The 12,071-nt window shown below is 43.5% G+C and carries 16 protein-coding genes and 1 pseudogene; 6 read left to right on the top strand and 11 right to left on the bottom strand.

Annotated features, from left to right (window positions below; translation table 11 throughout):
• Positions 1-28: 28 nt before the first annotated feature.
• The 3 genes from HMY34_RS01510 to HMY34_RS01500 form a co-directional block, all read right to left on the bottom strand.
• Positions 29-307 (bottom strand): type II toxin-antitoxin system Phd/YefM family antitoxin, encoded by a 279-nt coding sequence (locus tag HMY34_RS01510; protein ID WP_202717405.1) that lies wholly within the window; start codon positions 305-307, stop codon positions 29-31.
• Positions 308-633: 326 nt separating this feature from the next.
• A complete protein-coding gene (locus HMY34_RS01505; RefSeq protein WP_202717404.1) occupies positions 634-948 on the bottom strand; it encodes a helix-turn-helix domain-containing protein in 315 nt (104 codons plus the stop codon).
• Positions 935-1,129 carry a type II toxin-antitoxin system RelE/ParE family toxin gene (locus HMY34_RS01500; protein ID WP_202719095.1) on the bottom strand — a complete coding sequence of 65 codons (195 nt, stop codon included), beginning with the start codon at positions 1,127-1,129 and terminating at the stop codon, positions 935-937. Before HMY34_RS01500 ends, HMY34_RS01505 begins: the two co-directional genes overlap by 14 nt.
• 275 nt (positions 1,130-1,404) lie before the next feature.
• Between HMY34_RS01500 and HMY34_RS01495 the strand changes: the two genes are divergently transcribed.
• Complete coding sequence (locus HMY34_RS01495; RefSeq protein ID WP_202717403.1) at positions 1,405-1,656, top strand: UPF0175 family protein; 252 nt, start codon at positions 1,405-1,407, stop codon at positions 1,654-1,656.
• Positions 1,649-2,254 carry a PIN domain-containing protein gene (locus tag HMY34_RS01490; protein WP_202717402.1) on the top strand — a complete coding sequence of 202 codons (606 nt, stop codon included), beginning with the start codon at positions 1,649-1,651 and terminating at the stop codon, positions 2,252-2,254. The genes HMY34_RS01495 and HMY34_RS01490 overlap by 8 nt, the downstream gene beginning before the upstream one ends.
• On the opposite strand, the gene HMY34_RS01485 is transcribed toward HMY34_RS01490, so the two are convergent.
• Together HMY34_RS01485 and HMY34_RS01480 are read right to left on the bottom strand one after the other, a co-directional pair.
• On the bottom strand, positions 2,208-2,384 hold the full coding sequence (locus HMY34_RS01485; protein ID WP_202717401.1) for a hypothetical protein: 177 nt from the start codon (positions 2,382-2,384) through the stop codon (positions 2,208-2,210). The two genes, HMY34_RS01490 and HMY34_RS01485, sit on opposite strands and share 47 nt — an antisense overlap.
• Positions 2,385-2,386: 2 nt before the next feature.
• Positions 2,387-2,860 carry a type II toxin-antitoxin system VapC family toxin gene (locus HMY34_RS01480; RefSeq protein WP_202717400.1) on the bottom strand — a complete coding sequence of 158 codons (474 nt, stop codon included), beginning with the start codon at positions 2,858-2,860 and terminating at the stop codon, positions 2,387-2,389.
• A gap of 263 nt (positions 2,861-3,123) precedes the next feature.
• Between HMY34_RS01480 and HMY34_RS01475 the strand changes: the two genes are divergently transcribed.
• Both HMY34_RS01475 and HMY34_RS01470 read left to right on the top strand, forming a co-directional pair.
• Positions 3,124-3,345: a hypothetical protein gene (locus HMY34_RS01475; RefSeq protein WP_202717399.1), complete on the top strand. Its 222-nt coding sequence runs from the start codon at positions 3,124-3,126 to the stop codon at positions 3,343-3,345.
• Between the two features lie 130 nt (positions 3,346-3,475).
• The gene (locus tag HMY34_RS01470) at positions 3,476-6,430 is read left to right on the top strand and encodes an ATP-binding protein (protein WP_202717398.1); all 2,955 of its coding nucleotides are present in this window, start codon (positions 3,476-3,478) and stop codon (positions 6,428-6,430) included.
• 118 nt (positions 6,431-6,548) lie between these two features.
• On the opposite strand, the pseudogene HMY34_RS01465 reads toward HMY34_RS01470, so the two are convergent.
• Together HMY34_RS01465 and HMY34_RS01460 are read right to left on the bottom strand one after the other, a co-directional pair.
• Positions 6,549-7,832, bottom strand: a pseudogene (locus tag HMY34_RS01465) (TRCF domain-containing protein); the annotation flags it as partial.
• A gap of 1 nt (position 7,833) precedes the next feature.
• Positions 7,834-8,490 (bottom strand): C39 family peptidase, encoded by a 657-nt coding sequence (locus tag HMY34_RS01460; protein WP_202717397.1) that lies wholly within the window; start codon positions 8,488-8,490, stop codon positions 7,834-7,836.
• 181 nt (positions 8,491-8,671) lie between these two features.
• Here HMY34_RS01460 and HMY34_RS01455 point away from each other — a divergent pair, with 181 nt between their 5' ends.
• Both HMY34_RS01455 and HMY34_RS01450 read left to right on the top strand, forming a co-directional pair.
• Positions 8,672-9,166 carry a helix-turn-helix domain-containing protein gene (locus HMY34_RS01455; protein WP_202715895.1) on the top strand — a complete coding sequence of 165 codons (495 nt, stop codon included), beginning with the start codon at positions 8,672-8,674 and terminating at the stop codon, positions 9,164-9,166.
• Positions 9,163-9,579, top strand: a complete 417-nt coding sequence (locus tag HMY34_RS01450; RefSeq protein WP_202715894.1) for a transposase family protein — start codon at positions 9,163-9,165, stop codon at positions 9,577-9,579. The genes HMY34_RS01455 and HMY34_RS01450 overlap by 4 nt, the downstream gene beginning before the upstream one ends.
• Positions 9,580-9,585: 6 nt before the next feature.
• On the opposite strand, the gene HMY34_RS01445 is transcribed toward HMY34_RS01450, so the two are convergent.
• The 4 genes from HMY34_RS01445 to HMY34_RS01430 all read right to left on the bottom strand — a co-directional run bounded on the left by HMY34_RS01445 (position 9,586) and on the right by HMY34_RS01430 (position 12,045).
• Positions 9,586-10,470, bottom strand: a complete 885-nt coding sequence (locus HMY34_RS01445; protein ID WP_202717396.1) for a CPBP family intramembrane glutamic endopeptidase — start codon at positions 10,468-10,470, stop codon at positions 9,586-9,588.
• A 90-nt stretch (positions 10,471-10,560) separates the two neighbouring features.
• A complete protein-coding gene (locus HMY34_RS01440; protein WP_202717395.1) occupies positions 10,561-10,770 on the bottom strand; it encodes a hypothetical protein in 210 nt (69 codons plus the stop codon).
• 67 nt (positions 10,771-10,837) lie between these two features.
• Positions 10,838-11,134, bottom strand: coding sequence for a hypothetical protein (locus tag HMY34_RS01435; RefSeq protein WP_202717394.1), 297 nt, complete (start codon positions 11,132-11,134; stop codon positions 10,838-10,840).
• A 41-nt stretch (positions 11,135-11,175) separates the two neighbouring features.
• Positions 11,176-12,045 carry a transporter gene (locus HMY34_RS01430; RefSeq protein WP_202717393.1) on the bottom strand — a complete coding sequence of 290 codons (870 nt, stop codon included), beginning with the start codon at positions 12,043-12,045 and terminating at the stop codon, positions 11,176-11,178.
• Positions 12,046-12,071 lie beyond the last annotated feature (26 nt).

Raw genomic sequence — 12,071 nt, 5'->3', positions numbered from 1 at the left:
GACCAGCATTTCAAGAGTAGGGGGATGCTCATGCACGGTCTTCCAGCAGCAAATCACTCAACGATACGCCTTCGATTAGGCGGATACGTTGCGCGGCAGGCAATCCCAGTTTTTTGCCAGCTTGCCCGCGCCGTATCCACGCTAATTTATCCAGCGGTTGTGAAGCGCGAAGTTGCAAGTTGGGGGCTAGGCGCATCAAGCCTGCTACCGAATTGCCGTGAGTGGTGACGATGATTTCTTCACCTGCTTGTGCATATTTCAGGTATTCGGAAAAGCGGTTTTTGAGTTCGCGGACAGCGACGTGCATAACAGTTATCTCATTTGTGGCTATATTTTAAAATTGTAGCCACAAGTAGGGGGGGGGGTACAAGTGCGGAGAATCGCTGTAGTTCAGACTGATTTGAGGTAAGGTCTTCGACGATTATGGGAGCAAATTGCAGTTTGTGGCGAATTTACTGCCTCCGGTGTTTGCCAAGGATACGGGCATAGCCGCTTTCCATGTTCCCGTTGGTAGGGTTTATCACAGCGGACGTTCTGATGTATCCACTAAAGCCGATTCGCTATTGTTTGAAAGCAGTGTTGAGACATTATTGAAAAGGCGCAAAGTATAAACCCATTCCCCCATTGATTCCCTTAAAGCTCGGCAATGTAGGATAAGGTTTCAGGATGCCGTTGCACCAAACGCAATAGTGTTACTGCCTGACCATTCGGGGCAGTGCGTCCTTGTTCCCAGCTTTCAAGCGTTCGAGCGGAGGTATGCAGATGACGGGCAAACACGCCCCGTGACATATTGAACATTTCCCGAATCGTCAAAATTTCCTGTGGTTTAATTTCAGGTACACCCGCACGTTGCACAACATGAGTGCGCAAGGTGAGTTTACCTTCTGAATGTTGCTTGGCTTCCACCAAGGCAGTGCTTAATTCTTCAAACAAGTTACGCTTGCTCATTACGCCATACCTCCACGAATGTTTTGAGTTGATGTTTCTGGTCAGCCGTCAGGTCAGACATCTCATTTTTGGCATAGATGGTCAGCAGATAGAAACTCTGGAAACTGTCGTAGTAGTAATAAATGACCCGCGCCCCGCCGCGTTTTCCCCTGCCTTGGATGCCGACCCGACTTTTCTCAATCCACTTGTACCTTGGATAACGTCACCCACCAGGGGGTTTTTCAGCAAATCGTTCTGGAATTGCCGGAACTCATCATCTGGCAGGTACGCCGAACGATGCTTCTCAAAAATGGTTGACTCGACGAAGACAGCTTTCATGCGAAAAGTGTACGTGGATCACGTATATCTGGCAATCTATTTTTCGTTTGCGGTCATCGGGTGCATACCATCATTTTGTTTTTGTGTGGGCGGTGGGGTAAGCTGTGAAATATCATAACGATTGACGGACAACAAGCCATGACCACTCTTGCAGTTGATTTGCCAGCAGAAGTTTTTTCCGCGTTGAAGCGTTCGCCACCGGAGTTTCTCAAACAAATGCGTCTTGCTGCGGCTATTCATTGGTATGCGGCGGGTAAGGTGTCGCAGGAAAAAGCCGCCTTGATCGCAGGGCTTGACCGCGTGGATTTTCTGGCGGCATTGGCGGTGGAACAGGTGGAAGTGTTCGCCGTTGATATGGATAGCCTCAAGCGGGAACTGGAGCATGGTTAAACAGGCGATAGTTAACAGTTCGCCGATCATTTTTCTGTCCAAAGCGGGTTTGATGGATTTGCTGAAACTGGCGGGCGATGAGGTTTTCGTGCCGGATGCGGTGGTGCAGGAAATCAATCAGCGTGGGGCAAACGATGTTTCCGTGCGGGCGATTGCTGCTGCTGAATGGCTGCAAGTGGTGGATGTGCCGACACCTGACCCGCTGATACAGGCATGGGATTTGGGCAAAGGCGAAACGGCGGTTTTGACTCATGCGCTGCATCATGCCGGAATGTTTGCGGTGATTGATGATGGTTTGGGCAGGAAATGTGCCGAAACCTTCGAGATTCCGTTGTATGGTACATTGGGCTTGGTGTTGAAGGCGAAGCGGTTGGGAATGATTGCAGAAGCCCGTCCGGTACTGCATCAGCTACGCAAATACGGTACCGTCTGTCCAATGCGTGTGGGTGGGAGGGCTTCGAGGGTGACAGCTTTGCCGCGCCCGACCGTGCCGGGGGATGGGGTGTTCTTTGCCTTGAGTGCTACCGATGCGGACATAAATCCGTGCAGCCTTACGCGGCTTGTGGCTGGATGCGTGGTTTACGCGGCATACGGGTGACGGCTTTGCGGCCTGCCTGTGCTTGACGCTGGCGCATTTCTTCACAGATTTTGTGCAGGTCGTAGCCTAGCCGTTTGGCGTATTCTTCACGGATGCGGTGGATTTCTTCCACAATTGGGTCTTGTAACATGGTTAGTCCCTCATCAGTTCAAGTGGGGTGCAGATAACGGGCGGTTCGTAGCCTGCTGCCCGGCAAATCCATTCGATTTTCGGGCGAGTAATGGCATTGGCAATGTGTTTGCAGTTCCACGTCAACAGGTAGTCAATCCCGTGTATGGTGGCAACCGCAATGTGCAATGCATCCAGTTTTGCCTTTTCGGGTAACGCCGCACCCGCCAATAGTCGTTGTGCCAAGGGTTCAACTTCGGTAGAAATGTCCAGTTCTGGCAGGTTCTGGATGGCGGCAAGCCTGCGTTCGGCAGCATTCGCGTTACCACTGGCGCATTCTGCCATGACGAATTCCGAAATGAACAGATCATAGTCAAATCGTGCCGTATCCCACCAGTTGCGGGTTGCCTCTTGGTGGGCAGCCATCAGCAGGCTTGGATTGCGCCATGCTGTCAGGTAGCTGGGTATGGTTGTTTCGATGTAAACGCTTGGTTTCATGAGGAACAGTATACACCAGACGGGATTTGTCGGAATTATTTCAGTGCTTTATTTTTGGCTATAAATTGGGTTAAGCTGTCAATCATGTTGCGTAAGTTGTACAAGGGGCGATCACTGGCGTAAGCGTAAGGGCTTTGCCGAAATCCGCTTGCCGAAATCCGCTTGCCGGACGGCTCATTGCATCAGGCTGAAATCCATTGGTACGAAGCCAGCGGAATTGGCAAGAAAGAATTCAAAATCAAATACTTCATCGAGTAATTGTTATGTCTGGACACACATTCGTCATTTGCATCAAGAACGAAGATTACGAAGCGTCACTGGAACTGCGCAAGTTGTACGAAGTGCTGCCTGACCCGAAGAGTGAGCAGTTGGGGATGGTTCGGGTAGTGGATGAGTCGGGCGAGGATTATTTGTACCCTCAAGAGTTTTTTGTGCGGATTAGCTTGCCTGAAATGGTGGAAGAACAAGTACTGTCGGCAGCGTGATTAAAATCAATCGATTTTGCCCATCTTTAATATTGAGCATTATGATCGAATGGTTGAATGGCGTAGGTCATATATTTTATGGTTTTTATCTCTCGTCTGTAATTTATAAGTTGATAGTAGGGTTTTAAATATGAGTTTGACTGAATCTTTCATTAAGGAATTAATTTTAAAAAAAGAGGGAGATAAATTAGACTTCAAGCAAACTTGGTATGACGAGCATAACAAAGGAGAGCTTGTTAAAGATATTATATCCCTGGCAAATGGTAGTATTCATTCGATTGGTCAAGATGGATATTTATTGGTGGGTATTAATGAAGTAACGAAAGATACTATCAATGTTCAAGTAACAGATAAGTCAGGAAAAATAAAAAGTGAAAGTAAATTGCATGATGAATTAACGCAGCTAGTCAAGAATCATACTAATAAACCTCTTAAGTTGGATTTGAAGTATTTTAAGGTAAATGAAAACAATCTGATTATTGTGAAAGTCTATGCGAACAATTATATTGTTTATTTAGAGAAGGAATTGCAGGGAAAAGGAAAGAGATTCAGTAAAGGTTATTTAATTTATCGAGTTGATTCTTTAGTCGAGGAGGCAACTGAAGAGGTTAGGCAGGAGTTTGAATGTAAAATTAAAGCCATTTCTAATAATAGTCTTGATGAAAAAGATGATGATTACTTGCGAGATGATATTAAAATAGAGGCTAGTGATATTCTAGAATTATTGGTATCTCCTCGTGATAGAGTGATGTTGTCTGAAAATCAAGGAGTTAATCGGGATAAGATTCACTATGAATATTACTGTTTAGGTAAAAAGCAAAAAGAAGTATATATTTTTTTAGGCGAACCAAGCGAACAATCCAGAAACATAAGAGCTTTTGAAGATTTTTCTGGAAAAATAAAAGAGGATAATCCCAGTATTGTAGAGTTTTTTATCGTTAAGCGTTATAAGGATGGAAAAGCAATAAATGGAAAAATAGATGTATATACTAAAATAAATGATTTCAGTCTAAAAAACGGTCGTGTATCTGAAGTCAATGTACATTATCTTGATGAATTCATATGGGAAAATACCATACCGAAAAGTAAAAATAGTGAAGTTTATAAAAAAGATGAATTTGTTGATCAAGAGGTTTACAAAACTGATGGCGGCTCTTCGTTAGGGAAAAGTATAGATTTCTTTGAGAAGGAAGTTTTAAATAGTACAGGGAAACCTATTTCTATAGTTTATGGTTTGGGTGGAGTTGGTAAAACAACATTTTGCGATACGCTGAATTACAAAATAGCTAAAAACAGAGAGGATAATGACAAAGAAGATAGCAAAGGAAACTATGTTGAATTCAAAAACAAAAAAATTTTTTACTTAAAGAGTGATAGGCTTATTAAATTTTATTTGAATAAAAATAGTGAGATTAAGTCATTGTATGATTTATACTCTATATACAAGGATGATCCTTCTGTAAAAGAGTTTTCTGAGACTTCACTGGATTACTTCAAATTGAATTTTTTATCTGGAAATATCATTGTTGCCATTGATGCAATTGAAGAAATTGATTCGGCATTAGATAGTAGGTTTCATATAAATGAGTTTTTTAGTTCTTTAGCCTCTTTATATGAAAGGCTAAAAAGTATTAAGATCATAATAACAACACGTGGTGGATATTTTCTTGATAAGATAAGAGATTTGTCCATTGTAAAGAATGGACTCGTCGAATTTTATGGATTAAATGGATTTGAAGAAAAAGATATTGATGATTTTTTGAAGAAAAAATATCGTGGATCACCGGGTAAAATAAGAGATGCCAAACAATTCATTGAAAGTTACAATTTGTCATCTAATGGTCATATTATCCCTCTTCTTTTAGATTTAGTCTGTGAGATAACGGATAGACCCGATAAAGGATCTAACGCTGAATCTATTTACTTTATAAAAGAAGAGCCTATCGATAAGATATTGATGATATTGTTGGGCAGGGAAATTGAAAATCAGTCTCTTAATATTGATATAGATGGATTTTTCGGGGTATTTGAAGAGATTACAATTGGTGGAAATGGTTTTTTAAATAAAAAGGAATTTGAAGATATTATTAAGGGGATTACCGATCAAAATCACTCTAATTATATTAAAAATCCATTGTTTGTAGAAACGGAAATTAACGTTGTGTTACGATTTGATTTCTTAAATAATCTCATAAAAGCACGGTATGCTAGTTATTCTATCATAAGTGGAAAGTTTTCTCCTGACAGACTTGTGAAGGTGTTGAAAGACTGCTATCTTGGTCAGGGGGAAATATATGCTGAAATCTCAAAAGTTTTAATATTAAAAAATGAAAATATTATTTTAAAATTAAGTAAAACGTTGCAAGGTTTGTTGCCATTGCTGTCTGCTTATGAAGAAAATAAACTAATGAGAGAAAATGTTCAAAAAAGTATTTCTGCTATATTGCATATAGCTAACAAAGTGGTTATGCCTCAAACAAAAGAAAGTCGAACATCCCTTATTCGAGATATATATGATAGCAGTGGGCTTAACTATATTAAAAATGTATTTATTTATGGTGATTTTTATCCAATAGATTTTACATTATTTACCTGGATGGATAGCTCTTTTGTAAGATATGCTGGGTTTGCTAAAAGCAAATTTCCTGAAGATGATACTGTGGTATTTATTGCTACAAAATTTTCCGATATTAATATATTGGAATCAACTGTATTGAGAAAATCTTTTTTTGATGGTACATGTCAAATTAATAATTGTAACTTTGATGAAGTATTTGTATCTTTAGGCTCGAAGAAAAATCAGAAAATTGATTTGGTGAGAAAAGATGTTGTTTCGATATTTAGCTACATGGAGAGTTATTCGCGATCTTATAATAAAATTAATCAACACTGCAAGGTTAGTTACTCGAAGGGTCTGAAAAAGTTTCTAGACTTGTTATGCCGGTATGATGTTTTGGATTTTATTAAAGAAAATGGTGATGAACTTTATAAGGTCAATAGGAGGTTTTTTAGTTCTATTTCATCCATAAAGATTTCAGTCTTTCCTGACGAGTTAGAGAGTGTTCTTACTGAGATAGCAGATTAAGTTAGATAGATAAATACATCGGCCTAAGTTTTCACGCATTCGTGTTGTTTTAAATCAATAGATTACATTCCATGAATGCGCGAAAACTTCAGTCTAGTTATTTAATATTTGGAAAATGTTACCCCCCAATCTCCCCCATCAACTTAACCACCCACTCCTCCCGCTCCTCCACGGTCAGGAGTTCGATTTCAAACCGCAATTTATCCTGTCCATCCAGCTTAAACACCCACGGGCGTTTCTGGATCAGGGTAATCACCTTCATCGGGTCAATATTCGGCTTGTCGTCAAAGATAATCCGCCCGCCCTTGACGTGCATATCCAGCTTGCGGATGCCCAGTTCCTGCGCCAGCAGCTTGACCCGCGTGACGCTGAACAGCGTTTTGGTCGGCTCTGGCAGCAGCCCGAAGCGGTCGATCATTTCCACCCGCAATTCGTCGAGTGCCGCCTGCGATTCCGCGCTGGCAATGCGTTTGTAGAGGATCAGCCGCGCATGGACATCCGGCAAATAATCGTCGGTGATCAGCGCAGGCGCACCCAATTCCACCGTGGTGCGGCGGCTGGTGGCGGTTAGTTCCGGCACTTTGCCCGATTTCAACGCCTTCACCGCCCGTTCCAGCAGGTCGTTGTAGAGGTTGAAACCGATTTCCTGAATCTGCCCGCTTTGCCCTTCGCCGAGCAGTTCGCCCGCGCCGCGAATCTCCAGATCGTGCGTCGCCAACGTGAAACCGACCCCCAATTCTTCCAGCGATTCAATTGCTTCCAGCCGCTTGACCGCATCCGGCGTGAGCGCGGATTTCGGCGGCGCAATCAGATAGGCGTAAGCGCGGTGGTGCGAACGCCCGACCCGCCCGCGTAACTGGTGCAACTGCGCCAGCCCCAGCTTGTCGGCACGGTTGATCAAAATCGTGTTGGCGGTCGGCACGTCGATGCCGCTTTCAATGATGGTGGTGGCAATCAGAATCTGGAAACGCTGGTGGTAAAAGTCGCTCATGATGTTTTCCAGATCGTGCGCCCGCATCTGTCCGTGGGCATGGCGCACCGTCACACTGGGCAACATCGCGCTCAATTCCTGCTCCACCTTGTCGATGGTTTTGACCTCATTGTGCAGCACATACACCTGCCCGCCGCGTGACAATTCCCGCGCACACGCCTCCTGAATGATGGTCTTGTTCCACTCGCACACGAAGGTTTTGATCGCGTGGCGTTGCGTCGGCGGAGTGGCAATGATCGACAAATCGCGCAAGCCCGACAGCGACATGTTCAGCGTGCGCGGAATCGGCGTGGCGGTCATGGTTAACATATCGACATTGGCACGCAGCTTTTTCATCTGCTCCTTGTCGCGTACCCCGAAGCGGTGTTCCTCGTCGATGATCACCAGCCCCAGTTGCTTGAAATGTAGATCACTAATGATGATGGCGTAACGTCAGTACTTCTGTGGGGACGCGGGAAAAAGTCGGTTTAGCAAAAAAACTACCATCAGCCTGTTGTGCCAATGTTTTATCTTGCGGCAACACTGCCAGCATTTTGCCTTCCAGCCCTTGTTCCTCGCGGGTTTCCCAGATTTCCTTGAACTGCCCACGGGTCAAAATGCGGTTGCCCAAAGACGGGTCGGAGAGCTTTACCTTGTCATCGCTGATACCGCTGAGGACGCTGAAATGGTCTTCCTTACGTTGGCGGACATAGACAATCACCGGAATTTTGAGGGCAAGGAGTTGTTCCCATGACGTTGCCAGCCCCATGCCTTTGAAGCCGAGCTTGGGCAGAATTGCTTCCATGTCGGCGAAAGAGGCAGCATCATCATTGCCTGTCACATCAATGAATAACTTCAACACTTCTTGCTCAGTGGTAGGACGTTGATAATATTCCGTCAATAAGGTTGCAATAGATGCTGCACCGCAGGAATAATCCTTATCCTGTTTTACTACCCGTGCATCACGCAAGGCTTTCCAGCTTTGCACAGGAATATTGCCCATCAGGGTTTGAGTATGCAATGAAGCGGAATCAGCTTGTAACAGCGGACTTGCCAATAGTAAGCCAAGTACAAAAACCACTCGTTTCATATATTCTCCTGCAATGCGGGCATCGCTGCTTTTCGTGGAAACCATCTAAATATAATCCAGTAAAATAATAGACATTATTCCAAAATCTCGCACTTGTCCCTAGTCAACAAATCATGTGAAAAATCAACGGGAATGCGCTACAACCTATGATCATCATTTTCACCAAGGGAACGGAACACTCATGACAGAGTACAGCTACCATGCGCTCAAAGGCAAGAGCAAAACCTTCCGCGCCATGACAGGCATAGATCTGGGTGAATTCACCAAACTGTTGCCCCATTTTCAACGGGCATACACGGCGCAGTTGATTGTGGATGGTCATGAGAGTGAAACGAAGCGAGGTCGCCCCGGCAACCTGACAACGATCGAAGATAAGTTGTTCTTTATTCTGTATTATTTGAAGACTTACCCACTGCAAGAAGTGTTGGGCTACTCCTTCAATATGTCCCAAGGGTTAGCCAATCGGTGGATACATCGCCTGTGTCCCGTTTTGCAGTCGAGCTTAAAAAGCATGGGACATTCCCCGGCCAGACTCCCCGAAGAGGTATTGGAACGCCTTTCGCATGAAATGCCACAAGCGCTTGGCTTGGATGCGACAGAACGCCGTATTCAACGTCCGACTGACATTGGGGTTCAGGAGGAATACTACAGCGGCAAAAAAAATTCCATTCGGTGAAGAACAACATAATAGCAGGCTTAGAAGATCGTGAAATCAAATACTTGGGAGAAACACGACGCGGCAAAGACCATGACAAACGTATCGCGGATGAGGAAGGCGTGAAAGTGCCAGAAGGGTATGAGATTTACCGGGATTTGGGCTATCTGGGGCATAATTCGGGTGACGGGGCAGTTGTCCACCAACCCAAGAAAAAGCCACGAGGTAAACCCTTGAGTGATAAGGATAAAGCGCATAATCGTGCCATTTCTAGCATTCGGGTGGTCATTGAACATGTGAACAGCGGTATCAAACGGTGTCGGTGCGTCAAAGATATTTTCCGCAACTACGTGGAAGATTTTGATGATTTAGTGATGGAAATCGCTTGTGGTTTGCACAATTTGCGCACTGCCATGCGAATCAAAAACTACTGAATTCATTTAACCATCAATAAGTTGAGATTTTGGAATAATGTCTAATATAAAAATGGCTACCTCAGAAATCATGCCAATAAGTGGGTCTGGCGTTGATGTTGTAAATAATGATGGGGTTTTTACTACCGAATTATCATAATTAGCGAACAAACCAAAAAATAAATTATTGGCTGAATGTATTCCAATAGCCAACTCTAATGATTCATCTTTGATTACAAGAAGAGCAGGAAATAATCCAGCCAAAAAATAGGTCAATGGACTTAATATAGGATCAGCATTCATTTCTGGGTTCTCAAAATGAGCGAACATAAACAATAAAGATGACACTAATACCGCCACCCATGCATTTCCTCTCAGTAACTGACCAATACCCTGCATTACATAGCCTCTAAAAAACAATTCTTCTGTAGCTGCTGCTATAGGAATTCCCAATAAAGCGAAGGGCATAAATAAAAACAGCTTTTCAGGCTGAAAGGTAAGTCTGAACTCATCAATAGCGAAAACCATGTTAATAACTGCCCACAGCATCATAAGCACAAAGTACAACCCAAAGCCTTGAAATATTCGTTTCCAGCTTACATTTTGTACGGAAGTGATCAGTGTGATGAAGTTACGTTTTTGAATAAAGCGCACTACAAGGTATATCCCGCCCAGCATCCCTATAAAAACAAAAGTTTCTACCAAGAACTCAATAATGAAATTGACACCTTCAAATTCCATAGTATCGAAATTGTAAGTAGTGGCTTCATTTTGGTCAGATTCAACCATTCTTATTAAAAAGAAAAATGGCAACATGCCAAAGCCCAGTGTCATTACGGCAATAATTACTAAGCCTAGCACGTAACGCCACCAAGCATTTTTTCCTTGTTTCGCCAAATCAACGTAAGACATAAATAATACAAACCCAACAACTAAACAAAAAACCTATCATTATAACCAAGTTATTCATAAGCTAATTAATAATGAAATCATTCAACTGACTCATACATATTTAAGAAGTAAATCAACTAAAGGAAATCCATCAAGCAACACAATCCAAGCTATAAAAACATATAATAATGCAAGAAAAAATATTCTTTTTTTATTATTTTCTCGAAATCCAATCTTAATGCCATCTGCAATAAATAAAGATGCAATTAAGAATAATGCCTTTAATAAAAACTGAAACACTTCTATCATTTTAAAAAACATCCAAGGATTTCCCCAATATTTAAAAATACGAGGAAATTCATAGTTTAAAACTAAAGGTCAATTACCTTTAATTCTTCGGCTTCTGACTATCAGTCATTGGCTGACTAACTCCTGTGTCAGCCATGTTAACTAAAATTGTTGTCTTGATTTTTTTACCATTCTTTACAATCCATTTAATCACCGTAGCCCAAATTTTCCCTTCAGTTGCCTGCATTTCCTGATTAGACAGTAATTCAGCTTGCATCGTTTGGTTATTACCTTGTGATGCAAAAACCTGACCAAAATTATTCTGGGAAGCCGTACCTGCAACAGCAGCGCCGGAAAGACTAACAGCCAAAATGGAAGCGATCAATAGTTTCTTCATGGATTTCTCCTTGGTTAATTGAAAAGTTTTGCGAGATTTCGCTATTTTTCCAGACGATGAAGCCAAGCCACTCCGACTTGAACATCACCATCACCGGAAACTTGTGGGCGGACACTGACATCAAGCGTGTCGTGTTTGCTAATGGCATACCCCAAACCGAGGTCAAGGCTGGTACTGGTACGGCGGATACCTTGGGTTTCTCCATCACGGGTATCTGCTTGCTGCATTCTCCAGTTCAAGCCGGAGGAGAGCGTCACCTTATCATTGGCTGCAAATCCCACAGAGGGTGAAAGGCTTAGGCTATTGCCGGGGTGGTAATTGGTATCGCCATCTTTGCGGTTGGTATTGAGTTGGACAGCCCCCGTGAGGGCAAGCACTACAGGGTCATAGGTTTGATAGGTGGTCATGCCCGCCAGCAGGGACTTGCCGTAGGCAGTATTACCGCTAGTTTGCCGTTCAGCCACTTGCAGTTCTGCGAACCCAAAAATGGCAGGCTTATCGGTATCATCGCGGATACGGTGGTTTACCCCCACCCATGCGTCAGAGAAGTGGCTACTGTTGCGCTTGGAGACAACACCCTCCCCATTTTCTGAACGGCTATCCACGCCAAAGGCACTGGCAGAGGTGTAAATTTCGGTGTTTTTGCCCAGACCATAGCGGATGCCCGCCGTTGTCACCAAAGCATCGGTATTGCTCAGGCGCTCCCCTACTTGGGATGGTACATTAACAAAATTGGCTGTACCTGTTTGGACAGCAATCGTGTCAGAAACATCGACACCACGACGTTCAGAATTGGCATAATTGGCAGAAAATTCAAAGCGAGCTTTGCCCTTGTCACTGAGCAGGTTTTCAACGGTTAGCGGAAGGTCGGCGTAGGTGGGGAAGGATAAAAACAGGAAAATGGCTGGCAACAGCAGCCATGAGGCTAGAGAATTAG

The organism is Thiothrix subterranea (assembly GCF_016772315.1).
In the GTDB taxonomy this organism is placed as follows: domain Bacteria; phylum Pseudomonadota; class Gammaproteobacteria; order Thiotrichales; family Thiotrichaceae; genus Thiothrix; species Thiothrix subterranea.
The sequence above is the reverse complement of the archived record's forward strand: the minus strand, read 5'-3'. Positions and strand labels throughout refer to the sequence as shown.

Excerpts from the sequence above, each read along its gene's own strand:
- HMY34_RS01495 (WP_202717403.1), top strand. The coding sequence starts at position 1,405 with ATGACCACTCTTGCAGTTGATTTGCCAGCAGAAGTTTTTTCCGCGTTG.
- HMY34_RS01510 (WP_202717405.1), bottom strand. The coding sequence starts at position 307 with ATGCACGTCGCTGTCCGCGAACTCAAAAACCGCTTTTCCGAATACCTG.
- HMY34_RS01435 (WP_202717394.1), bottom strand. The coding sequence starts at position 11,134 with ATGAAGAAACTATTGATCGCTTCCATTTTGGCTGTTAGTCTTTCCGGC.
- HMY34_RS01505 (WP_202717404.1), bottom strand. The coding sequence starts at position 948 with ATGAGCAAGCGTAACTTGTTTGAAGAATTAAGCACTGCCTTGGTGGAA.
- HMY34_RS01485 (WP_202717401.1), bottom strand. The coding sequence starts at position 2,384 with ATGTTACAAGACCCAATTGTGGAAGAAATCCACCGCATCCGTGAAGAA.
- HMY34_RS01455 (WP_202715895.1), top strand. The coding sequence starts at position 8,672 with ATGACAGAGTACAGCTACCATGCGCTCAAAGGCAAGAGCAAAACCTTC.
- HMY34_RS01480 (WP_202717400.1), bottom strand. The coding sequence starts at position 2,860 with ATGAAACCAAGCGTTTACATCGAAACAACCATACCCAGCTACCTGACA.
- HMY34_RS01490 (WP_202717402.1), top strand. The coding sequence starts at position 1,649 with ATGGTTAAACAGGCGATAGTTAACAGTTCGCCGATCATTTTTCTGTCC.
- HMY34_RS01475 (WP_202717399.1), top strand. The coding sequence starts at position 3,124 with ATGTCTGGACACACATTCGTCATTTGCATCAAGAACGAAGATTACGAA.
- HMY34_RS01460 (WP_202717397.1), bottom strand. The coding sequence starts at position 8,490 with ATGAAACGAGTGGTTTTTGTACTTGGCTTACTATTGGCAAGTCCGCTG.
- HMY34_RS01445 (WP_202717396.1), bottom strand. The coding sequence starts at position 10,470 with ATGTCTTACGTTGATTTGGCGAAACAAGGAAAAAATGCTTGGTGGCGT.
- HMY34_RS01440 (WP_202717395.1), bottom strand. The coding sequence starts at position 10,770 with ATGTTTTTTAAAATGATAGAAGTGTTTCAGTTTTTATTAAAGGCATTA.
- HMY34_RS01470 (WP_202717398.1), top strand. The coding sequence starts at position 3,476 with ATGAGTTTGACTGAATCTTTCATTAAGGAATTAATTTTAAAAAAAGAG.